The sequence below is a fragment of the Lacticaseibacillus sharpeae JCM 1186 = DSM 20505 genome, from assembly GCF_001436225.1.
Lineage (GTDB): Bacteria > Bacillota > Bacilli > Lactobacillales > Lactobacillaceae > Lacticaseibacillus > Lacticaseibacillus sharpeae.
Map to the genome: position 1 here is coordinate 1 of NZ_AYYO01000008.1, position 23759 is coordinate 23759.

The 23759-nt window shown below is 54.6% G+C and carries 21 protein-coding genes; 4 read left to right on the forward strand and 17 right to left on the reverse strand.

What is annotated here, in order from left to right; translation table 11 throughout:
• Positions 1 to 581: 581 nt before the first annotated feature.
• The 12 genes from lysS to pth form a co-directional block, all read right to left on the reverse strand.
• The gene (gene lysS, locus FC18_RS01950) at positions 582 to 2048 is read right to left on the reverse strand and encodes a lysine--tRNA ligase (RefSeq protein WP_082404200.1); all 1467 of its coding nucleotides are present in this window, start codon (positions 2046 to 2048) and stop codon (positions 582 to 584) included.
• 121 nt (positions 2049 to 2169) lie between these two features.
• Entirely contained in the window at positions 2170 to 3174 is a 1005-nt protein-coding gene (dusB, locus tag FC18_RS01955) for a tRNA dihydrouridine synthase DusB (protein WP_054680592.1), read from the reverse strand.
• Between the two features lie 12 nt (positions 3175 to 3186).
• Positions 3187 to 4068 (reverse strand): Hsp33 family molecular chaperone HslO, encoded by an 882-nt coding sequence (hslO, locus tag FC18_RS01960; RefSeq protein WP_054680589.1) that lies wholly within the window; start codon positions 4066 to 4068, stop codon positions 3187 to 3189.
• A 225-nt stretch (positions 4069 to 4293) separates the two neighbouring features.
• Positions 4294 to 6453, reverse strand: coding sequence for an ATP-dependent zinc metalloprotease FtsH (ftsH, locus tag FC18_RS01965; protein ID WP_054680586.1), 2160 nt, complete (start codon positions 6451 to 6453; stop codon positions 4294 to 4296).
• A 75-nt stretch (positions 6454 to 6528) separates the two neighbouring features.
• A complete protein-coding gene (gene hpt / locus FC18_RS01970; protein WP_054680585.1) occupies positions 6529 to 7068 on the reverse strand; it encodes a hypoxanthine phosphoribosyltransferase in 540 nt (179 codons plus the stop codon).
• A gap of 18 nt (positions 7069 to 7086) precedes the next feature.
• Positions 7087 to 8409 carry a tRNA lysidine(34) synthetase TilS gene (tilS, locus tag FC18_RS01975; protein WP_054680583.1) on the reverse strand — a complete coding sequence of 441 codons (1323 nt, stop codon included), beginning with the start codon at positions 8407 to 8409 and terminating at the stop codon, positions 7087 to 7089.
• Between the two features lie 69 nt (positions 8410 to 8478).
• Positions 8479 to 9012: a S1 domain-containing RNA-binding protein gene (locus FC18_RS01980; protein WP_054680582.1), complete on the reverse strand. Its 534-nt coding sequence runs from the start codon at positions 9010 to 9012 to the stop codon at positions 8479 to 8481.
• Positions 9013 to 9072: 60 nt separating this feature from the next.
• Positions 9073 to 9477, reverse strand: a complete 405-nt coding sequence (locus FC18_RS01985; RefSeq protein WP_054680579.1) for a septum formation initiator family protein — start codon at positions 9475 to 9477, stop codon at positions 9073 to 9075.
• 120 nt (positions 9478 to 9597) lie between these two features.
• Positions 9598 to 9852: an RNA-binding S4 domain-containing protein gene (locus tag FC18_RS01990; protein WP_054680575.1), complete on the reverse strand. Its 255-nt coding sequence runs from the start codon at positions 9850 to 9852 to the stop codon at positions 9598 to 9600.
• A 3-nt stretch (positions 9853 to 9855) separates the two neighbouring features.
• Entirely contained in the window at positions 9856 to 11436 is a 1581-nt protein-coding gene (locus FC18_RS01995; protein WP_056975364.1) for a putative polysaccharide biosynthesis protein, read from the reverse strand.
• 84 nt (positions 11437 to 11520) lie between these two features.
• A complete protein-coding gene (gene mfd / locus FC18_RS02000; protein ID WP_056975365.1) occupies positions 11521 to 15030 on the reverse strand; it encodes a transcription-repair coupling factor in 3510 nt (1169 codons plus the stop codon).
• Positions 15031 to 15053: 23 nt separating this feature from the next.
• Positions 15054 to 15611 (reverse strand): aminoacyl-tRNA hydrolase, encoded by a 558-nt coding sequence (gene pth / locus FC18_RS02005; RefSeq protein WP_054679959.1) that lies wholly within the window; start codon positions 15609 to 15611, stop codon positions 15054 to 15056.
• Positions 15612 to 16028: 417 nt separating this feature from the next.
• Between pth and FC18_RS02010 the strand changes: the two genes are divergently transcribed.
• From FC18_RS02010 to cbpA, 3 genes are all read left to right on the forward strand, one after another.
• Positions 16029 to 17003, forward strand: coding sequence for an L-lactate dehydrogenase (locus tag FC18_RS02010; RefSeq protein WP_054679957.1), 975 nt, complete (start codon positions 16029 to 16031; stop codon positions 17001 to 17003).
• Positions 17004 to 17329: 326 nt separating this feature from the next.
• Entirely contained in the window at positions 17330 to 18709 is a 1380-nt protein-coding gene (locus FC18_RS02015) for a L,D-transpeptidase family protein (RefSeq protein WP_054679954.1), read from the forward strand.
• A 180-nt stretch (positions 18710 to 18889) separates the two neighbouring features.
• Positions 18890 to 19552 (forward strand): cyclic di-AMP binding protein CbpA, encoded by a 663-nt coding sequence (gene cbpA, locus FC18_RS02020; RefSeq protein ID WP_054679952.1) that lies wholly within the window; start codon positions 18890 to 18892, stop codon positions 19550 to 19552.
• A gap of 90 nt (positions 19553 to 19642) precedes the next feature.
• On the opposite strand, the gene FC18_RS02025 is transcribed toward cbpA, so the two are convergent.
• The 5 genes from FC18_RS02025 to FC18_RS02045 form a co-directional block, all read right to left on the reverse strand.
• On the reverse strand, positions 19643 to 20023 hold the full coding sequence (locus FC18_RS02025; protein WP_054679949.1) for a type II toxin-antitoxin system PemK/MazF family toxin: 381 nt from the start codon (positions 20021 to 20023) through the stop codon (positions 19643 to 19645).
• A 16-nt stretch (positions 20024 to 20039) separates the two neighbouring features.
• On the reverse strand, positions 20040 to 20282 hold the full coding sequence (locus FC18_RS02030) for a hypothetical protein (RefSeq protein WP_054679946.1): 243 nt from the start codon (positions 20280 to 20282) through the stop codon (positions 20040 to 20042).
• 209 nt (positions 20283 to 20491) lie between these two features.
• On the reverse strand, positions 20492 to 21610 hold the full coding sequence (alr, locus tag FC18_RS02035) for an alanine racemase (RefSeq protein WP_054679942.1): 1119 nt from the start codon (positions 21608 to 21610) through the stop codon (positions 20492 to 20494).
• A complete protein-coding gene (gene acpS, locus FC18_RS02040; protein ID WP_054679939.1) occupies positions 21610 to 21966 on the reverse strand; it encodes a holo-ACP synthase in 357 nt (118 codons plus the stop codon). Before acpS ends, alr begins: the two co-directional genes overlap by 1 nt.
• Before the next feature lie 135 nt (positions 21967 to 22101).
• Positions 22102 to 23043: a magnesium transporter CorA family protein gene (locus tag FC18_RS02045; RefSeq protein WP_054679937.1), complete on the reverse strand. Its 942-nt coding sequence runs from the start codon at positions 23041 to 23043 to the stop codon at positions 22102 to 22104.
• 150 nt (positions 23044 to 23193) lie between these two features.
• Between FC18_RS02045 and FC18_RS02050 the strand changes: the two genes are divergently transcribed.
• Entirely contained in the window at positions 23194 to 23739 is a 546-nt protein-coding gene (locus tag FC18_RS02050) for a 5-formyltetrahydrofolate cyclo-ligase (RefSeq protein ID WP_082404138.1), read from the forward strand.
• The last annotated feature ends 20 nt before the right edge of the window (positions 23740 to 23759 follow it).

Here is a 23759-nt window from a genome sequence, read left to right on the forward strand (position 1 = left end):
CCTGAGCCAGGATCAAACTCTCAAATTAAGAGAGCTCAAAGAGCTCATTGTTTTTTTATTGTTATAAGCGAATTGACTTCGTTATAATGTGATAATTCTCCTTCAGCAATTAAGCTGAAGAACCTACATTTATACGAAACTTTGTTCAGTTTTCAAGGAACTATCTTGTTGGAAACAACTTAGATATCATATCAACTATAGAACACGTTGTCAACATCTTTTTTCTAAGCCGTTCGCCGTAAGAAGCAGTGCTCTTTACGACTTCACTATATTATCAGGATTACCCTTCAGCGTCAAGAAACCCCATTTGGCACTTATTTGCGAACTTTGTCGCGTGGATGCACCCCAATCTTTCCACTATATCCGAACTACTAACGCATAAATATCAACTTACAGGTTAAAATGCCGAATAAAGCTGGACGATGATTTTCACGCTAGGGTAATTTTGTCACAAAGTTTTTTCAAAAATGCCGCACTTTTTTCGCAAATTCCACCCTTTACCCGCGCGGAAACACGCAAATGCAAACAAAAAGGCGGCAAACACCACCAAACCGGTTGTATTTGCCGCCTAAAACTTAAAATTATGGACGCAACGTTGGGAAAAGCAATACGTCGCGAATTGATGCTGCATCAGTTAAAAGCATTACTAAACGATCAATCCCGATACCAAGGCCCCCCGTTGGTGGCATCCCGTATTCCAGAGATTCAACGAAGTCTTCATCAATCCCTTGCGCTTCATCATTCCCGGCAGTCTTCTCAGCAGCCTGGGCTTCAAAACGTTCGCGCTGGTCAATTGGGTCGTTCAATTCGGTAAAGGCATTACCGTACTCATTCCCGCCGATGAACAATTCGAACCGTTGCGTAAAGCGTGGATCCTTCTCGTCCTTCTTGGCCAGTGGGGAGATTTCCAGTGGGTGCCCGTAAATAAAGGTTGGCTGGGTCAGCGTGTCTTCAACAAATTCTTCAAAGAATGCGTTGATGATGTGGCCGGTCTTCCAGTAGCTTTCATAGTGCACGTGGTGTTCATCTGCTACCTTGCGCGCTTCCTCGTCAGTCATTGGCTGCCAGAAGTCAACGCCGGTTACCCGCTTGATTGCGTCAACCATGTGTTCACGGCCGAACTTCGCATCCAGGTCGATATCCTGACCCTGGTACGTAATCTTCCCGGTTCCAAGCACCTTGTTGGCAACATAGCGGAAAATACCCTCAGTTTCGTTCATCACGTCGCCCAGGTCCCAGTATGCCGCATAAGTTTCAAGTTCCGTAAATTCAGGGTTGTGCTTAGTGTCCACCCCTTCGTTCCGGAAAACCCGGCCGATTTCGTAGACACGTTCCATGCCGCCGACAATCAGCCGCTTGAGGTGCAATTCCAGCGCAATCCGCATGTACAGGTCAATGTCCAATGCGTTGTGGTGGGTAATAAATGGCCGGGCACTAGCACCACCAGCCTGGTTGTGCAGCACGGGGGTCTCAACTTCCAGGAAGCCGTTCCCGTCGAGGAATTCACGTACCGCACTGATAATCTTCGTCCGCTTAACGAACCGGTCAAAGCTCTCCTTGTTCGTCATCAGGTCGAGGTACCGCTGACGGTAAATCTGCTCGATGTTGGTCAAACCGTGGTACTTATCTGGCAGTGGCCGCAAAGCCTTGGACAGGAAAGTCAGTTTGCTGGCCCGAACGGTGAGTTCACCCATGTCCGTCCGGATAACATCCCCGGCAATCCCGAGAATGTCCCCCAGGTCAGCCTTCTTGAAGATTTGGTAGTTCTCGTCGCCAACCATGTCTTTGCGGACATAAATCTGCATCCGGCCATCGCGGTCTTGGATGTCGGCAAAACCGACCTTCCCCTTACCACGCTTGGTCATCATGCGGCCCGCAATTACAACCTGGGCGTTCAGCGCTTCGAGTTCTTCCTTGCTCTTATCACCGAACTGCTGGCGAATCTCTTCGCTGTTGTGGGTCCGGTCAAAACGGTGCCCAAATGGGTCAATCCCCGCTTCCCGCAGAGCATCCATTTTTTCACGGCGTGCCCGCATCTGGTCATTCATCTGTGCTTCTTCAGCAGTCTTCTTTGCCACTCGAATTCCTCCGTTCTTTACTTCCGTATCTTGCCAATTATCCGCGCAAATTGCAAGGTGCACCGCCGATAATTTGCTAATCCGTGTCTGTTTAGTGCGTTTCGCGCGTAATTGGCGCGTTTTCGGTCTTATTCACGAAGTCATCGAAAATTGCACAGACTTCTTCTTCAGTATCCACTGAGTTCACCAAGGCCTTAGTCTTAGCCGAACGGGGAATGCCCTTCAGGTAGTAGGCCGCCTGGGAACGGAATTCCCGCACCGCGACGTTCTCCCCCTTAAGTTCAACCAACCGGTGCAGTTGCAGCTTGGCGGTGACAATCTTCTCCCGTGGGGTAGGCTGGTCTTCCAGAATCCCGGTGTCCAGGTAGTCAACCACCTGCTTCAATACCCATGGATTCCCCAAAGCGGCCCGGCCAATCATCACGGCGTCGGCACCAACTTCATCAATCATGCGCTTGGCGTCCTGCGGCGTACGGATATCACCGTTACCCATGAACGGAATGCTGAGCTTACTCTTCACCTTCGCCAGGATGTCCCAGTCGGCGTGCCCTGAGTACAATTGTTTGCGCGTCCGACCGTGCATCGCGAGGGCCTTGGCCCCGCCGGCCTGAGCTGCCAGAGCGTTCTCGACCGCGTAAATGTGGTCCTCATCCCAACCAGTGCGCATCTTGACGGTAACTGGCTTATCCACCGCGTGGGTCACCGCATCTACCATCTCGTAAATCTTGTCTGGATCAAGCAACCAGTGCGCACCAGAGTCGGTCTTCGTCACCTTTGGCACTGGACAGCCCATGTTGATGTCGATGATATCGGCGGCCGTGTTCTCGGCAATGTACTTCGCCGCGTTCACCAGGGTCTCCTTCGAACCCCCGAACACCTGAATTGAAATCGGGTGTTCCCGGGGGTCGACGAACAACATTTCCTTGGTTTTCTTATTGTTGTACATAATGCCACGGTCACTGATCATTTCACAAACAACCAGCCCGGCGCCAAATTCCTTGGCGGTTACCCGAAAGGCGGCGTTGGTAATCCCGGCCATGGGCGCAACCACAACCTGGTTAGGAATTGTGATATCGCCGATTTTCCACTCAGTCATTTCTGTACCTCACTATTTCTTATCTAACATCCGCTGCAGTTCGGTGGCACTAAACTCGTACTTCTTCCCGCAGAACTTGCAGACGGCCTCGGCGCCATTATCCTCATCAATCATTGCTTTGAGGTCTGCCCGTTTCAGCGTGGCAATACCGTTGTAGAACTTGGCCTTGGTGCACGGACACTTGTAAGCAAAGTCCTGCTTGTCCAGAATCATCAGCTTGCCGCCGTCCACAATCCGGTCCAAAATCTCTTCCGGCGTCATCTTGGCGTGCAGCATTTCTGATACCAGCGGCAGCGTCTTGATATTCTCCTCCAGCTTCGCCAGCTGGGCATCGGTGGCACCAGGCAATGCTTCAACCAGGAAACCGCCAGCAACGCCAATTGTATTGTCGGGGTTAACGAAGACAGACACACCCATCGAGGCCGGAATCTGTTCGGACTTAGCCAAGTAATAGGTGAAATCAGCGCCAAGTTCGCCAGAAATCAGTGGTACCTGTCCGGTAAATGGGGCCTCGCCATCCGTGTACTTGGTGACCGCGAGCATCCCTTCTTTGCCGACCGTTGCGGCAACGTCAATTTTACCGGTAGCGTTCAACGGCAGGTGGACGTGCGGGTTCGTCATGTAGCCACGGACCGTCCCGCTTGCGGTCCCATCAGCCACAATAATCCCGGCTGGACCGTTACCTTGGACTCGCACCGTGAGCAAGTCCCGCGGATTCTTCAGGCGGGAGGCGGATAATAAGCCCGTCGCAATCAGCGTGCGCCCCAAAGCAGCGGAAGACGCGGACCACGTATCGTGCCGCTTCTGTGCTTCCGCAATCGTCTGCGTTGCGTCAACTGCGAACAAGCGGAACATCCCGTCGGCCGTCAGTGCTTTAACCAAATAGTCCGTCATTGAAAATCCTCCTAGTTTAAATTCGGCGTTAATCGCCGTGCAGAATTCCCCTGCAAATTATCTATTCGGGTGGTATCTGGCGCATTTTGCAACGTCACGCCACCCCATTTATGTTTACTGAAAAGCATATTGAGTATAGCCTATCACAGCCGCAAAGACAAAGAGAAGGGGTTAGCGGAAAAATTCCGTTAACCCCTTCTCTGCTAATGCAGTACAATCACCAAGCTATTCCTGGTCGTCGTCCTGCTTGTGCTGGGCGTCTGCATCGTCTGCTGGCGTCTTTGCTTCCTCTGGCTCAGACTTAGTTGGTGCCGCGGCTTGTTCAGTTGCCTTAGCGTCCTCGTCTGGTGCAGCAGGCTTAGCAGTAGCGGCAGTGTCTTCAGTGCCGTCTGCTTGCTTAGCTGCTTCCCGCTGTTCCAAAGCGGCCTTTGATTCTTCAAAGGTTGCGGCCTTTTCGCTTGGGAATTCATTGCCCTTCTTCTCTGGCATCTTGCCAGTGTTGAAGATGCTGAGGATTTGCTCTTCATTCAGTGTCTCGTACTTCAGGAGGGCTTCAGCGATGTTCTTGTGCTGTTCACGGTGTGCCTGGATAATATCGTAAGCACGCTTGTGGGCTGCATCAATGATTTCGCGCACTTCAGAGTCAATTGCTGCGGCAGTTGCTTCTGAATAGCCTGAACCCTGACCGTACTGAGCACCAACGAATGGCTGGCCGCCCTCACGTTCGAGGGTAACCGTCCCAATCTTCTTGCTCATCCCGTACGTGGTAACCATACCGCGGGCAATCTGGGTTGCCTGTTCGAAGTCATTGGAAGCACCGGTGCTTTCCTGGTCGAAGATGATTTCTTCGGCAGTCCGGCCACCGAGCATCCCGGTGATCTGTTCGTTCAGGTCCTTCTTGCTCATCAGGAACTGGTCTTCCTTAGGCAGCGTAATTGCGTAACCGCCGGCGCGACCACGTGGAATAATCGTTACCTTCCGGACAACCCGGGAGTCAGACAGGACAAGCCCAATCAGCGCGTGCCCAGCTTCGTGGAAGGCAACCATGCGGCGTTCCTTTTCGGAAATAACGCGATCCTTCTTCGCTGGCCCGGCAATCACGCGGTCTTCAGCTTCATCAACGTCACTAGCGTCAATGGCCTTCTTGTTCCGCCGTGCAGCAACCAGTGCGGCTTCGTTCAGCAGGTTTTCAAGGTCCGCACCAACGAACCCTGGCGTCTGCTTAGCGATAGTCTTCAGGTTAACGTCATCGGCAAGTGGCTTGTTCTTCGCGTGCACCTTGAGGATGGCTTCACGACCCTTAACGTCAGGCTGGCCAACCAGAATCTTCCGGTCGAAACGGCCTGGACGCAACAGCGCTGGGTCAAGGACATCGGAACGGTTCGTTGCGGCCATCACGATGACCCCTTCGTTACCCGTAAACCCGTCCATTTCAACCAGCAACTGGTTCAGGGTTTGTTCACGTTCGTCATGGCCACCGCCCATACCGGTACCACGCTGACGACCAACGGCATCGATTTCATCAATGAAGATGATTGCGGGTGCCTTCTTCTTGGCCTCTTCGAAAAGATCCCGGACACGGGAAGCCCCGACCCCGACGAACATTTCAACGAAGTCAGAACCTGAGATGGAGAAGAATGGAACCCCGGCTTCCCCAGCCACAGCTTTGGCCAGCAAAGTCTTACCAGTACCAGGAGGGCCCTCCAGGAGCACCCCAGATGGTATCCGGGCGCCCAGACTAGCGAACTTCCGCGGATCCTTCAAGAATTCAACGACTTCAACCAGTTCCTGCTTTTCTTCTTCGGCCCCAGCAACATCAGAGAAGCGCACCTTGTTTTGGCCCTTATCTGCTTGCTTTGCGCGGGACTTACCGAAGCTCATCATCCGGTTGCCACCGCCGCCCTGGCCGCTCTGATTCATCATCATGTAGAAGAAAATCAGAATCAGGAACATTGGCACGATGGTCAGCAGAACGCTGATCCAGGTACCGGACTGGGACTCGGCGTTAGTCGTGTTCTTAACGTCGTTTTTAGCCGCCAAATTTTGGATTTTTGCGATTGAACTGTCAGTACCCGGCACAATCGTGGTGAACTGCTTCACACTCGATGTGGTGGTGTTACTGAACAGGCCAATCCCAGTGGACTGCTTACTCTTTTGTGCTTTCCGGTAAGTACCGGTAACCTTGTAGATACTGCCGTCCGGCTGGATGGAAAAATCTTTGACGTCGTTCTGCTTTAAATCAGCAATAAACTCACTTGACTTAATCTGCTCCGATGCACTGCCTGAATTGCCGCGCATAAAGTAGCCAAACCCTGCTATCAGGATAAGGAAAATGACCAGGTAAGTGAGAGTGCTGCTGAACAAGCTGTTTCTGTTGTTCTTCATGCATAACCTCCAGCACTCAGCAATTAATAATTAGTTACTCCCCAAAGATACCACACTGCGGCGTGATTTTGGGTATTACTTCGCATATACTTCGGGTTTTAGTACCCCGATATACGGCAAGTTCCGGTAGCGTCCATCGTAATCAAGGCCGTAACCCACGATGAACTCATCGGGCACTGTCGCCCCCACGTAGTCCGCAGTGACGAATTCCTGCCGCCCGCTTGGCTTGTTGAACAAAGAACAAACCTTCACGGACTTAGCGCCGCGGTGGCTGAACAATTCCATCAGCGACTTGAGCGTAATCCCGGTATCGATAATGTCTTCAACCAAGATGACATCCCGGTCACGGACGCTGGTGTCAACGTCCTTAATGATCCGCACTTCACCCGTGGACTTAGTGCCCCCGTAGTAACTGGACACGTCCATGAAGTCCATCTCCACATAATCGTCGATGTTCCGCACGAAGTCGGTCATGAAGACCACCGCGCCCTTCAAGATACAAATCATGAGCGGGTTGCGGCCCTTGTAATCGCGTTCGACCTGCTTGGCCAGCTTGCGCACAAGCACCTGAATATCCTCTTCGGTGAATAGCACCTTTAAAATATCTTCCTGCATTTTTCGTTCCTTCCGCTTTTATCGCAGCACCAATGATGACTTGATTTTAGCAGTTTGTAAGCCGTGCCACAATTGATTACCGTCAATTGTGCCGCACCAAAGTAAATTACTTGCTTGGGCAGCGACCAGGAGCTGATTGCGCACCGCCAAATCCACGTGCTGATTAATCAACCAGCGCCGCAGCAGTTGGTGGTGGCCATTACTCAGTTCGAGGCGGTCACCCGGTGCACGCTTGCGGATGGTAACGGGTAAGGCAATGTCCTGCGCAAGAACTTTGTCCCCCGGCTGCACTGCAGTGGTCGCCACAATCGTTTTGTTCATGAACGGTTGCGGCACCTCCAGGGTGTTAATCGACACGGGGGACACAGGCACAGCCACTGACGGCTGCGCACTGGTAACGAGCAGACCTTGCACCCGGATTTCAACATCTTTGCTTAACTGAAAACTGCGGGTGACACCGTCGTTCCTGCTAAGTGCACGGAACACGGCGTCGACCTGCTTGGCAGACACAGCCGGCGTCAACTGGCGTAATGCAGAAGATAACACCAGTTTTTGCAACGGGTGTGATTCAGTATGCAACACCGTCCAGTCAATCTCATCAGACTTTGGACCGAGAAGATTGAGAAAATGACGCGTTGTCATCTCGGCTAATTCCACCAGTCCAGCCTGTTCTTCCGCAAAGTGGGCGATATGTGCTGGGGCCTGTGCATCAACGCTCTGCAGGCGCGGCATAATTTCGTGGCGGAGGAAGTTACGGCTAAAGTGAGTGTCGGCGTTGCTAGCATCATCGCTATAGGGCAGGTTGCGTTCGTCGGCGTACGCACGCAACTCGGCCTTGGTCACCTGCAGCAGGGGCCGCACCAGCCGCATCCCCGCAAACTCCCGCACACTGGCAATCCCCTGCACACTGCGCACATCGCCACTACGCACCAGGCGAAACAACACCGTCTCCACCTGATCATCCCGGTGGTGCGCCGTCAGCACAACATTGCAGCCGAGCGTTCGCCCAAGGTCGGCGAAAATCTGGTAGCGAAATTCGCGGGCCGCCGCCTCCGTCCCGGTGGCTGGATGCGCTGCGGCCGGCCAGTGGCGCACCTGGAGCGGCACGTCAACCTGGTCGCAATACTGCCGCACGCGCTGTTCTTCAGTAACCGAAGCGGCGCGGAGTTCGTGATTAATATGACAGGCCGTGAGCTGCAGGTTCAGCCGCGCACGCACCTGCACCAGCAAATCAAGCAGTGCAAGCGAGTCGGCCCCGCCAGACACCGCAACTAGCATCTTACTGCCCGGCTGCACGCCCGTTTCTGCCAGCAGCGTCAGCATTTTCTTCGCGTTCAGCATTGCATCCTCCCTCCGCGTCAATAAAGAAAAGCCCACAACCCCCAATCGGGCTGTAGGCTCTGTTCCTTCTTAGCTCCGCCGGCCGCCACGACCGCCACGCTTACCTTCTGTGTTGTGGCGCAACGTTGACAGACGCTGTTCACTATCCTTCAAAAAGCCTGACAGCAGGGAGTCAAAATCATCACCCTTGGGCTCTGGCTTCTTGCTGAAATCGTGCCGGGCACTGGGACGACCGTTTTGTGCGGGCCGGTTGTTTTGACCAGGTCCGTGGCTACGGTTGCCCGCTGGCCGGTCGCCATTGTGCGCATTCCCGTGCTCGCGATTACCGCGGTCGTGGTTGTTATGCGCTCCATGGTGGCCTTGCTCAGAGTCGCCGCTGGCCTTGCGGATGGACAACCCAATCTTGCCATCCTTCACGGTCATGACGAGCACCTGCACGACATCCCCGACCTTGAGCACGTCGTGAATATCCTTGACGAATTCATTTGATACTTCCGAGATGTGCACCAGGCCGGTTTGACCCTCACCCAAATCGACAAAAGCGCCGAAATTAGTAATCCCCGTAACTTTCCCGGTAACTTTTGTCCCAACTGTTACTGACATAAACGAACAAGTCCTCCTTGATGATGGTGGAACTACGCCTGTGCGTGTCCCCGCAACCGATTATTTGGTGGTATTCAGACCGCCAATTTGGTTTGCTTGTGCCGGCAGGGTGAAAATCACCTCGCCGGATTTCGAAACGTAATACTTAGAACGCACGAGTTTTTCGAGGTAGGCCTCGTTGTTTAATTGATCCACCTGAACCTTCAGTGCCTTCTTTTTACTCTTGACTTTAGACAAACGCTTCTGGGCGCTGCGCACGTTAGCGTCGGCGGTTTCCCGCTGCGCGCCAATCGTGTGCAAACGCACGAGGCCAACGATGAAGACAATGAGGAGCAATGCACCGAGGACTGCCAGTCGACGTTTGTGCACACGGCGGCGCTTGCTTGCCAGCACAGCTTGTGCGTCGGCATGCGCTTTTGCCCGTGTGAACGAATTATCAATTTGGCTAATTGGTGCCTTGCTCATCGTTATCGCTCCTCCATATCTAATACCGCAGTAAGCAATTATGCGTGTGGCCATTTTGTCTAGTTCTAATGCAAAGTATACCAAGAACTACGGCCAAGGTATAGTTAATTCTAAGCGTGATTACTCGTTTTCGGAGCTAATAATCGTGTACATAGATTCTGCAGCGTCCTTCTTCGTGGTTTCAACGAGCTCGTCGACACGAACCTGCAACGTGCGGTTCCCAAAGCCGATAATGAGCGTGTCGCCCACCGTCAAATCAGTGCTCGACTTAGCAACCCGGCCGTTGACCTGGATGCGTCCTTTATCCGCGATTTCTTTAGCGACCGTGCGCCGCTTGATAATCCGGGATACCTTCAAAAATTTGTCTAATCGCATATTCTATTCCTTTCGCGTTTTGCGTTTAATGATGTGTAGAATCTTGCTGCCACCAGGTAACATGATGACTTCACGCACCGTCAGCAGCTTCAATTTATAACCGGTAAATAGGGCCACAGCGAGGGCAGCGATGCCGACCACCGCGCAGCCCAGGAGTGCGCCCATACGGGAAGTCGTGCCAATCAGGCCACCGACGAACCAACCGGTAAGGAGCACGGCCGCAGCTAACCCGATTAGGTGGGCTTTGAACCCATTATGCCAGATTGCGCGGCGAATTGCTGGGGCCAATGCCCGGTAAACGATGACGAGGGTGACAAATAATGCGATGCACGTCGCCCACGCGCTGCCCGTGATGCCGAGCATCTTAGTCAAGCGCACCGTCAACATGATTTTGACCAGCACGCCCGCCACGAGGGCCGCGGTTGTCGTCTTGAACTGGTCTTGACTCTGCAATAGACTCGCCACCGCGTTAATCGCAGCCACCAAGGCCACACTGAGCACGTAAACCGACAGCGCACCGGTCCCAGCCCGATCACCAAACAGGAACTGGTTGGCAAACGGCATGATGGCGATGAGGCCAGTCGTTGCAAGGACCGCACTGGCAATGGCCAGGTGCAGCATCATGACGGCGGTACGGTTGTAAAAGCCGTGCGCCTGTTTGCGCTGCGCCACGGTAAGTGCCGGCAGCAGGCTTTGGGCCAGCGCCGTTGCCACCACCAGACCGAGCTGCACGAGCGGTTGGCCGCGGTCATAGATACCCTTGAGGTTCCGCGCGGCGGCCGGCAGAATGCCTGAGGCCTGCAGCCCCTTGGTGATGGTGAAGCTGTCGACCAGCTGCAGCAGAATCATCAGCGCGGAAAACAGCACCAGTGCGCCGCCATCCGCAAAGAAGCGGGCCGCGAACTGCCGCCAACCAGCTTCCGGGGTGCTGGCCGGTAACATCCGGCCGTCCAGTGCGCCGTGCACTTGGGGCACGAGCATGCCCGCCGCTGCCAGCCCGCCAACCAGCGCGCCGCCCAGAGCGAGCGCGCCAATCACGTACACCGACCAGTGCAGCGCCGTGCCGATGACGGCCGCCGCAATGATGATGACCACCCGAATGATTTGTTCAACCACCTGACTGGTGGCCGTCGCGACCATGTTGTTGTTGCCCTGGAAATAGCCACGCGCAACCGCGACAAACGGCACGATGAGGTACAACCAGGCAATGGTCCGGATGAGCGGTGCCAGCTGGGCATCCGCCATGGCCCGCGCAATGGCGGGCGCCCCCAGGAACAGGCCGGCGAAGATGACCCCGCCAACGCCCAGCATCATCACCAGGGATTGGCGCGTGACGTTCGCCCGCTGCTCCGGCGTGCGCGCGCCCGCAACCAGCTTCGAAATAAACACGGGACCACCCGATAGTGCGAGCACCACCGCCAGCCCGTACAGGGGGTAAACCTGCTGGTAGACGTAAAAGCCCGTGTTGCCCACCAAGTTCTGGAACGGGACGCGGTAAACAGCACTCAAAATCTTGGTAATGAGTGCGCCAAGACTCAGAATCCAGGCACCACGCATTAAGCTCTGTAAATGATTTTGCCGCATGCGCGCACCTCCTCTGGGCCCATTTTTGTAGTTTCCTAATTCAAAGTCTAGCGCAGACGGCCAGTCAAATGTCTTAGCTTTCTATTAACTATTCTTTGGCGTTTGCAGTCCTGCTAACGCCTCAGTGAAGTGTTCCAGTTCAGCGAGCCACAAATATTCTGGTGTGCCGCGTTCAATCAGCAGTGAAACCACCAGGTGGTCTTCGTTGGTCGTGACGGTGGCCCGCAGCTTGGTCTTACTAAGCGCCGCAAAAATCGGTTCGCCCGCCGCAACACGTGTTCCCCGCTTACTGAGCCGGACAATCAGCTTCCGGTCCGTACGCTTGATGGAATCCACCAGCGCCGTATCGGCCAGCCGCTTAATCTTAGCCACGGTCAGCAGCGTGGCCACTGGCTCTGGGTAATCGCCAAAGCGGTCAATCAGGTCGTCTTGCAGTTCAACTTCCTGGTCGTGGTTTTCAATCTGCCGGACCCGCTTGTAGATTTCCACCTTCTGCCGCGGATCAGAAATGTAATCACCGGGCAGGTAGGCTTCAACGTCGAGGTTAACCTCAGCGTCCGTTTTGATGCTTGCCTTGTGTCCCTGCCGCTTGGCCACGGCCTCTTGCAGCATCTGCGTGTACAAATCGTACCCGACTGAATCGATGAATCCGTGTTGCTGCGCGCCAAGGAGGTTCCCCGCACCCCGAATCGAGAGGTCGCGCATCGCAATCTTGAACCCACTACCAAGTTCGGTGAAGTCGCGAATTGCGGCCAGCCGCTTTTCGGCGACCTCCGTCAGCACCTTACCCGGACGGTACATGAAGTACGCGTAGGCCAGGCGACTAGAACGACCAACCCGACCGCGCAGTTGGTAGAGCTGGGATAGGCCGTAACGGTCGGCGTCTTCGATAATCAGCGTATTGACGTTCGGCATGTCGACCCCGGTTTCGATGATGGTCGTCGTCACCAGTACGTCAGCATCCCCGTGCAGAAAGTCGCTAATCACTGACTCAAGCTGCACTTCGCTCATCTGCCCGTGTGCGTACACAACGCGGGCCTCGGGCACCAGCTGTTCGAGGTTGCTGACCGTACGCTGGATGTCTTCCACGCGGTTGTGCAGGTAAAAGACCTGCCCGCCCCGGTCGAGTTCCCGCTGGATGGCCGAACGGGTTGCCAGCGCGTTTTGCTCCATCACGAAGGTTTGAATCGGATACCGGTTCGTCGGTGGCGTTTCAATCACGGACAAATCGCGCACACCGAGCATCGACATGTTCAGCGTCCGCGGAATCGGCGTGGCGGTCAGGGTCAAAACGTCGACGCTCTTGCGCAGCTGCTTGATCTTTTCCTTATGCTTCACGCCGAATCGCTGCTCTTCGTCGATGATTAGTAGCCCTAAGTCGCTATACGTCACGTCCTTACTAAGCAGCCGGTGCGTGCCAACCACGATGTCCATCTGCCCGTCACGCAGTTGCTTGATGGTTTCCTTGTTCTGCGCGGCGGTTTGGAACCGCGACAGCATGCCGACGTTGACGGGAAAATCAGCAAAGCGGTTTTGCATCGTTTCGTAGTGTTGCTGGGCCAGGATGGTTGTCGGCACCAGCATCGCCACCTGCTTGCCCGCTTCGATGGCCTTGAACGCCGCCCGGAGCGCCACTTCGGTCTTCCCGAAGCCGACGTCCCCAACCAGCAGGCGATCCATTGGCCGTGGCCGTTCCATGTCGTGCTTGATTTCCTTGACACTACGCACCTGGTCGGGTGTTTCGGGATACGGGAATTCTGACTCGAAGTCCCGCTGCATCCCGTCGTCACTAGGAAAAGCGTACCCTTTTTCCGCTTCCCGAGCGGCATAGAGCTCAATCAGGTCATCGGCAATGTCTTCAATCTTCGCGGCAACCCGGCGTTTGGTCTTCTGCCATTCGCTCCCGCCAAGCTTGTTGACGGTCGGCTTCTTGCCCTCGGACGCAACGTATTTTTGCACCAGGTTGAGCTGGGTCACGGGAATGAACAGCTGCCCGTTATCCTTGTACTCCACCGTGATGTAATCTTGGTGCACCCCGTCGACTTCCAGCGTTTGAATGCCGCGGTACACCCCAATCCCGTGGTTGACGTGAACGACATAATCGCCGACGTGCAGTTCATTGTAGCTCTTAAGGCGTTCCGCGTTGGCCAGCGTTTGGTGCCGCACCTTGCGCACCTGCCGGGCATTGAACAGGTCATGCTCGGTCAGCACCACCAACTTTTCGGCGGGCAACTCAAAACCAGATGCCAAGTTGCCGTGGATAATCTGGAACTGACCGGCGATCAGTTCGTTATCCTGGCTAAGGCGCGCGTTGATGTCAAAATCACGGAAGGTCGCTAACACCTTGGGCTCGCGCACGGGCTCTTGGATGAGCACCGCCACCGTTTCGCCTTGCTTAGCCCACCGGTCCGCTTCGGCCTTTAAGAGCGGCATCTGACTGAAGAACTGCTGCACCGCACGCGTCTGGACGTTCGTCAAGCTGGCCAGGCGCATGTTGCCCATCCCTTTTTGGAACAGGGACAGAAAAACGTGCGCGTGCTTATCGCCGCGCTCAATCTCCTGCATCGGGCGCATTTCTGGTTGCACCGCCACGGCCGGATTCGTCGCGGCACTGGCAAATTCTTGCATCGCCCCGGCATCCCCATCCAGGATGCGGCTGTAATCGTCAAAGAACACCACGGCCTGCTTGGGCAAATATGCCAGCACCGTGTTTTTCTCCGGGTAAAGCGCGCCAGTCCACGCTGCAATGTCAGCGGGCATAATGCCGTCATCGAGGTCCGCCGTCACGCGCTCCGCCGCCTGGGCAAAGCTGCGCACTACTTCGGCTTCGGTATCCCCATCGGCAACAGCCGCCGCATTTTTAGCCGCCGCCCGAATGCGCACGGCAGCATCACGCATCTGCGTGGCAGAAGCAATCAGGTCACTGGCCGGCGTGATGTCCACCGCGTCGATGGTGTCCTGGCTGCGTTGTGTGTCCGCGTCAAAGTTGCGAATTGAATCAACTTCGGTGTCAAATAACTCGATGCGCACGGGCTGGTCTGCATCCAGCGGGTACACGTCAATAATGCCCCCACGAATGGCAAACATGCCGGGCGCGTTGACCAAGTTGTCACGCCGGTAACCCATCGCTACTAGCTGCTGTGCCACCTCCTGTGGGTCCAGCTCGGTCGTCGCATCCACGTGTAGCTGGGCATCCTGCCAAAGCGGCACTGCTGGTAGCAAGCGCCGCAGCCCAGCCACACTCGTGATGACTACGCCCGCCTCGTCTTTCAATAAGAAGTTGAGCGCGTTAATCCGGTCGTTACGGGCGTCAAGCGACGTCACCGCCGCCTCCACGGTCAGTACATCCTCAACGGGGTACGCAAAAACCGACGACACCGGCAGCACGTTGGTGAGGTCCGCCACCAGTTCGTCGGCGTGATTCCGGTCGTTTTCAACCACCAGCACCGGGTGCTGGAGATGCGCAACCGTCGCCGCAATCATCATCGTTTTTGCGGAACCAGTTAGTCCGGTGACCAAGTGCCGGCCCGCAGTTAATTTGGGCCACAACTCCTGCAATGCCGGAATCTGGCCAAATGTTGATATAACGTCCATTACGCCCCTCCTTGAACCACCAATCAGTTGTACTTGTTCATAAGCTTGCTAATTGGTTCACCATTGATGCGGTCCTTGATTAAATTGACCGCTTGATCCACCGCACTGTCGATGAGTGGCCGGTCGTCCTTGCTGAAGGGCGTGAGCACCCAATCAACCACGGTCTGCTTAGCGGGGTGATCCGTCCCCACCTTGACGCGGGCAAAATTGCTGCTGCCCGTTGCCGCGATGATATCCTTGATGCCGTTGTGGCCTCCAGCTGAACCCTTGGTGCGCAGGCGCAACTTGCCCATCGGCATGTCCAAATCGTCTTGTACCACAATGATTTCGTCTTCTTGAATCTGGTAGAACGACATCAACTGCCGTACCGCCCGCCCAGATTCGTTCATGTACGTCTGGGGTTCAACCAGCAACACGCGCTCCCCGTTAAGGCGCACGGTCGCCGTTGCGGCATCGAATTCGAGCTTGTCGATTTTGACCCCGAAGTCCTGCGCCAATTGGTCCAGCACCATAAAGCCAACGTTGTGCTTAGTTTCGAAATACTTCTTCCCGGGATTCCCCAGGCCAACAACCATTAACAAAATATTCACCTCATGTATATCTGCCGCGCCACCGACACTAAACGCAAAAACGCCGGACGGGGGCCTCCCCCACTCCAGCTAGTGGCTACGTGCACTCTTCCGTCAACGCAAAATTGACGGATTTCTTCCATATGAAAGTATAACACGCGCTGATGGTCCGGCAAAACTGACGAAAGTGCACGATTGTCACATTCACGCCGTCTAACAACTACAGAAGCAAAGTCGGCGGTACTCCGCTTGTAATTACGCATTAATTCGGCAATTAACCGCCAAAAATCCGGATTCTGTCCGGCTGAATATTCTGAAAGCGTCAAGAAAATCCATGGAAAAATTATCATTTAGCGAGCAACCTTTTCCGCAACTATGTTATAATGTGTGACGTATTGTAAAGGTATATTCAGAAAGGATGATTAAACCGTGGCAGAAGCTATTAAGCACCAGAAGGTTATTCTGGTCGGTGACGGGGCTGTCGGCTCTAGTTACGCATTCGCAATGGTCCAGCAGGGCATTGCACAGGAAATTGGTATTGTTGATATTGTGAAGGACAAGACGAAGGGTGATGCAATTGACCTTTCCGACGCACTTCCATTTACTTCTAACAAGAAGATCTACTCCGCTGACTACAGCGACTGCAAGGATGCAGACCTCGTTGTAATCACTTCCGGTGCACCTCAGAAGCCAGGCGAAACTCGTCTCGACCTCGTTAACAAGAACCTTGGTATCATCAACGCCGTTGTCAACCCAATCGTTGAATCCGGCTTTAACGGTATCTTCCTGGTTGCTGCTAACCCAGTTGACATCTTGACCTACGCTACCTGGAAGATTTCTGGGTTCCCTAAGGACAAGGTTATCGGTTCCGGTACTTCCCTTGACACCGCACGTTACCGTCAGGCACTGGCAGACCTTGCCGGCGTTGACGCACACTCCGTTCACGGTTACATTCTTGGTGAACACGGTGACACCGAATTCGCTGCATGGAGCCACACCACTATCGGTGGTTTGACCATTGCCGAATACCAGAAGGCACACCCAGAAATCACCAACGAACAGCTCCAGAAGCTGTACGAAGGCGTTCGTGACGCAGCTTACACCATCATCAACTTGAAGGGTGCTACCTTCTACGGTGTTGGTACAGCCCTGGCACGTATTTCTAAGGCTATCTTCAACGACGAAAACGCCGTTCTCCCACTGTCCGTATACATGGACGGCCAGTACGGCATCAACGATGTTTACATTGGTACCCCAGCAGTTATCAACCGCAACGGGATCAAGGAAATCATCGAACTTCCTCTTTCCGAAGACGAAGAAGCAAGCATGAAGGCTTCCGCAAGCCAGCTTAAGAAGATCATCGATGGCGCATTCTCCGCAAGCGACATCAAGTTCCGTCAGTAATTCGTTACTGCTTGAGCAAAACAAAAAGTCCACGCCCTGTGCGTGGGCTTTTTTGTCGTCCGCCATTATTTAACTATTGGTCAAACCTGCAACCCAACCTTGAATGCCCGCGTACAATTGGGTACAATCAGATTAAGAACTTATTATTTGTAAGTGCATCCAGATTTAGCGCCTGCCAACCAGTGTAAGCGCCAAGATGAGGTTTGCGTTCATCGCCCCCTCATCTTGGGGCAGACTAATTGAACTAGGTGCTAAAAAGCGGTATGCTAGTGACGAAATTTTTTTGTAACAATTCAATGGCAATTATGCAGGAAGGAGTGGAAAAAGTGCAAAAAAAGCACTGGCTAGCCATCGCAGGAACCGCGGCAGTTATTATCGTCGGAGGTTACATTTACGGTGGTGTCCACTACCAGGGGCGTTATCTCCCCAACACAACGGTACTCGGGGTTAATGTGAGTGGGAAGACCACAAAGCAGGCAGAGAGTACCCTCAAATCAAAGTTTCAGCAGCGTGAATACAAACTGATTGACGGCAGCAAGACGGTCGCCACCGCATCCAGCGATGACCTCGGCATCAGCCACGACTTCGCCAAGACGGCAACGGACGTGAAGAACGCCCAGAGCGCTTGGAGCTGGCCCGCCAGCTTGGTGGGTGGCGAACGCAAGGTGAGCGCAAGTGCCAACATCGCGGTTAACGCCGCAACGCTCAAGAACTACGCTAAGTCCACGGCAGCACAGCTGAACAAGAACCGCACGGCATCAACGGACGCTTCCATGAAGTTCGTTAACGGCAAGCTGCAGGTCACCAAGGAAGTTAACGGCGACAAGATTAATGCTGATAAGCTTACTAAGCAGCTGCAGTCGATGGTCGACAGCAACCGGCTCTCCGTTAAGCTGGCATCAACCTACGACAAGGCTAAGGTGACGACTAAGTCTGCAACCTTCAAGAGCAAGAAGCAGACGCTGCAAAACTACAGCAGCATCAGCGCCAAGCTCACGGTTGCCGGCCACACCGACACCGTCAGCCCCGCAACTTTGACCAGCTGGCTCGGGTACGCGGACGGTAAGATTACCGTTAGCGAAAGCGGTGTGCGTAGCTTCGTTAGTGATTTTGCGAACAAGTACAACACCATTAGCCGCTCCCGGAAGTTCAAGTCCACCAAGGAAGGCACGGTCACTGTGCCTGCTGGTACGTACGGCTGGGCTGTTTCGGAAGGCACCACGAGCACAAACATGATTAACGACATCAAGAAGGGCAAATCCTTCACGCTTGCCGCAACCACCAACGGCTCCGGGTACCACGCAGACGGCTCCGATATCGGGAACACCTACGTCGAAGTCGACAAGAAGGCGCAGCACGAATGGTACTACAAGGACGGCAAGCTCGTGATGGACTCCGATGTTGTCACCGGGAACCCCAACACGAACCACGCAACGCCAACCGGGGTCTTCTTCATCTGGAGTAAGCAGAAGAACGCCACCCTGCGCGGAAACAACGCGGACGGATCCAAGTACGCCAGCAAGGTTGCTTACTGGATGCCAATCGATTACACCGGGGTCGGCCTGCATGACGCATCCTGGCAGCCGAAGTTCGGTGGCGATTGGTACCTGCAGCACGGGAGCCACGGGTGTGTGAACAACCCACCAGCATTCGTTGCTAAGCTCTACAACGCGGTTGAAGTTGGGACACCTGTCATCGTATTCTAAGAAACCAGCAGCACGGCGTAGTTTCAGGAAACCTCAAATAACACGCGCTGTAATTGAATTAAAAAACTAGAGCCACAAACCGAGAAATAGGTTTGTGGCTCTTTGCATTAAATGGTAAGATGTAGGCATTAGAAAAATCCTCATTAATCAGGATGCAATTATTATTTTGGAGGCCCCACAATGCTCATTAAATCCCTCGTCACGAAGAAAGAGTCCCTAACTACGGTTAAGGAAACCGTGACTCTCGAAGAAGCGCTAGTCGTCCTCGAAGAATCCGGCTACCGCTGTGTGCCCATTCTTGACGAGACGGGCACGATTTTCCGCGGTAACATCTACAAAATGCACATTTACCGCCATAAGAGCCAGGGCGGCGACATGACGTTGCCCGTCACCTACCTGCTGAAGAATGCCACCAAGACAATTCCCGTGAACGCACCCTTCTTCAAGGTCTTCTTCAACATCAAGGATCTGCCGTACATCGCGGTGCTGGATGAATCTGCCAACTTCTACGGCATCCTCACCCACTCCAAGCTGCTGGGCATGCTGTCTGACGCCTGGAACATCGATGTCGGGTCCTACGTGCTGACCGTGATGAGTACGGGTGCTCAGGGCGATTTGGCCGCCATGAGTAAGATTCTGGCCAAGTACGTGTCCATCTCCGGCTGTGTCACGCTGGATGCCGGCCGGGGCGAATACGTCCGGCGCACGCTCTTCACCCTGCCCGCTGGGACGGATGAAACCACGCTCAACCAGTGCGTAACCAAGCTGGAAAAGAAGCACTTCCAGGTTGTTGAAATTGATGACCTGCAATCTGGCCAGCCAGTCCGCGTCGACGAAGACTAATTAAACCAAAGAAACATCCCGCACATTAAATTGTGCGGGATGTTTTTTTACATCTGTGCAGCGGTCCCCGATTGGGCCGTCAATATGTATTTATTTGTTACTGTTGTTGCGGTTGGGCAGTGGTTTTAGCGCCAGGGACACGGCCAACGCCTCGTCAACCTCGTGCATTTTGCCAGCAGGCAGCGTCGCAATCCGGTCGCGTAATCGCTGCTTATCAATCGTCCGAATCTGTTCGAGTAAGATGACTGAATCCCGCTCTAAGCCCCCGTTCGCTGCGAGCAGACCTACGTGCGTTGGCATTTTGGGTTTTGAAATGCGACTCGTAATTGCTGCAACAATCACTGTGGGGCTGTAATGATTCCCCACGTTGTTCTGAATGATTAGCACCGGACGCATTCCACCCTGTTCCGACCCAACCACGGGCGACAAGTCTGCAAAGTACAAGTCGCCACGTTTAATATTTCCATCCATTTCCTCACCACCGGTTCTAACGGATATCGCTGTCGGCTTCTGATTCACACGCGGCGAACTCACCGCAGATTTCCTCATTCAAGGCCGCCATTGCCTGATACCCATCGATTAACCCATTCAACTCCTGTGCATGGGTGCAGACGTAGCTACTAAGCGCCGCGTCATCCGCCGCATGTTCATCAACACCGTAATATTCACAAAAGGCTGCGACACAATCTTGCGTCGCCGGCATGATAGGCATTGGTTGCTGTACCTGCATAACCGTTCCTCCTGAATCCACACTACCAGTGCACAATTCCCAAAATAACTCCCGCCGTTAACCATCCACAATCGCCAAGACGTGCAAACGACTACTAAAAAAATAGCACAAAAACCGAAATTAGTTAAGCAAAATCCGCGCAAAAACGGCCCTAACGTTCGATTATCGTTAGGGCCGCAATCAGTTGTTGGCCAAGCTGCACACATCGCTTAATCTACGTATACGCGGGGGACCCGTTCACTTAGGCAGCACGCGATTTCGTAATGAATGGTCCCGGCAAAATCCGCCACATCCTGCAGCGTGATTTCGTCATCGCCATCGCGGCCCACCAGGGTAACTTTCGTGCCGCGTGGGTATGCGTGCGGCAGCCGAATCATGAACTGATCCATGCAGACACGCCCCACAATTGGGCACCGATGGCCGTCAACGAGCACCGTTGCGCCCTGCATCCGCCGCAACCACCCGTCGGCATAACCCATGGGCACGGTCCCGATGAATTCATCTTCGGCACTGACGTAGGTTGCCCCGTAGGAAACGGTGGTTCCCGCCGGCACGTGTTTGCACATTACCAGTGCGGACTCAATGCGCATCGCGGGCTCCAAGGCATATGGTGTGTGCGCAATGGTGCGGCCCGATGGATTCAAGCCATAAATGCCGACGCCAAAGCGCACCATGTTGCCGTGACAAGCGTCGTGCCAGAGGCTGGTTGCGGTGTTGGCCACGTGAACGTAGCGCGGCCGTTGTGGCAGCGCCGCGACGAATTCATTGAAGCGGGCACACTGAGCCTTGAACTGCGTATCGTCCACCTCATCGGCCGTCGCGAAGTGGGTGAAAATGCCCGCTAGTGTAAATTTAGCGGGTTCGTCTTGCATGAATGCGGCCGCTTGTTGCAGCTCGGCGGTGTCCGTAAAGCCAATCCGGCCCATCCCCGTATCGGTGGCCAGGTGCACCCGCAGCGGCTTTGTGCCGGTCAAGTTTTGACTAGCTGCATGCAGCCACGAATTTTCAGCAACCGGCACCGCAATGTCGTTGTCTGCAGCCAGCTGCACTGCCTCCGGGTCGACAATCCCGAGCACCAAGATTGGTCCCGTAATTCCGGCCCGCCGCAATTCAAGCGCCTCATCGAGCACCGCCACGCACAACCCGGTTGCCCCAGCAGCGCGGGTCAACTTGGCCACCTCGACGAGCCCGTGCCCGTACGCATTGGCCTTGACCACGGCGAACAGTTCCGTGCCCGCCTTTAGCTGCGCGCAGGCCGCTGCCACGTTATGCTTAATCGCGCTGCGACGCACAATTGCCTTGGTTGGTCGGTGCAGTGCTACAACCATCAAAGATTACTTCCTTCCAAAATCACTTCAGTAAATACTAATTCATCGGTATGACTAATCGAAACGTGCGCCGTACCCGCAAACGGTCCGGTCACCACGGGGCGACCGCTTGTGTCATTCAGTGTTTCCACGGCGTGCAGGGCCACTACCCCGAGGCCGGTACCCATCGCCTTGGCGTAGCTCTCCTTGACGGAAAAGCGGCCGGCCAAATACTCCAGTGCCCGCTGCCCCGCCAGTGCCTGCCACTGTGCCAGTTCGCTGGCCGTCAGCACCTTCGCAGCAAAATGGGGATTGCGCGTTTGGGCCTGCGCAATTCGCGCTAGTTCGGTTACATCAATGCCTAGTCCTGAAATCACGCAATCACCTTCCTGCTCAACGTTTGCTCTTTGCACATATGATAATACCAGCTTTATTTGCTCACGTAACTCGATTATTGATGAAAAGTCTTCACTTAGCATGTTGCAACCCGCACGTCAGCGGTTGCAACACGGCTAGAGGTAATCCTTCTTGTGCAGCATGTACGCACTCACCGCACAAATCACCGTGGTCCCGGCCAGAATCGCCCAGAACGACCAGTAGTGGTGCGCCAGGGGCACCGGCACGTTCATCCCCCACAAGCCGCCGATGACGGTAGGCACGGTGAGGATGATGGTGATGCTGGTGAGCACCTTCATGATGATGTTCAAGTTGTTCGAAACAATCGAACTGACCGTGGTGTTGTATTGTTCCAGAATGCGTTCGGTCACCCCGACCATCGTGCGTGCCTGGTGCGCCTCCACCATCACCGACTTGAGCCATTCATCGTAGCCGTCCGTAGTGAAGTAGCGGTCCTTAACGCGTAGTTTCTTGAGCACCGGCATCGTGTTGTCCAGCACCGACTCGAAGTAGATCAGCGACTTTTGCAACGCCATGATTTGGTAAAGCTGTTTGTTCGCGACGGCCTTGCCCAGCCCCAGCTGCATCTGGTCCACCTCGTCGTTCACCCGCACCATCGCGTGCACGAAATCATGGAGCACACACCACAAGATATGCAGGGCGAATTCTTCGGGCCGGCTGCTGATCTCACGGCCGCCACGCACGCCCGCACCAATCTGGGCCGGAATGCGCACCGCGCTAATCGTCAGTAACTTATCCGGCATCAAAAACAATGTCAGGGGTGCAGTCTCGTACTCCAAATAACCAATTTCGTTCAATTTGAGCACGGGGTAGCGGACAACAATGAGCCCGGGGCGATTGTCGTCAGGGTCGAGCCAGGCACTGCGCGGATCTTCATGCGCATCACTAGCAGCCTGCATTTCACGCAAATCAAGTTGGTACGTTGTGCTGGCGGCCGCGAGCTCCGCGTCCGTGGGCGCCTCCAAGTGGACCCACGTCGCCAGATCCGCCGTGGTTGTCTCCGCATGGCCTGCATTAATCCGATAATATTGAATCACCGCACTCACCTCTTAGCTCAATTATACAACGCCGGCCAGTAAAATCCGCGCGGCAAATTTCCCATGTGCGCGCATTGCGTGCTATATTGAAGGTAACATTTTCAGAAACACCCGCATACCACACTCGCTAATTGCATGAGGAGGTTACCAATGGACAAACAATCCGCCCGCGGCCAGCAAATCGCCGCCCTCAAGAACTACCCCCAAGATTTGCGTGCTACCGAAACTGCCGCCATAATTGCGCAGTTAACCGCGCTGCCCGCCTGGCAAGCAGCCCAAACCATCGCCACCACGATCAGTGGCCCGTTCGAATTCGGCACTGCCGGGGTGATTGCGGCGGCTGAAAAGGCGGGCAAAGCGATTCTGCTTCCGCGCGTCATGCCCAAGCGCCAAATGGCCTTCATGCCGTACCGCGGTCAAGACAAGTTGATTCGTAGCAAGTTCGGTCTGCTCGAGCCGGCCTATGACGAGGCAACCATGAACAACGCGCCCGACCTGGTCGTCGTGCCCGGGCTCGCCTACGCACTGGATTCACACAAACGGCTGGGTTTTGGCGGCGGCTACTACGACCGCTTCCTGGCCCAATATACCGGGACAACCGTTGCGCTGGCCCTGCCCATTCAAGCATTTGACACCAGCTTCTGGCCGGAAGACGAGTTCGACATTGCGTTGCAACATATCATCACGCTCCACTAAATTTGCGGGTCCGCCCGCCT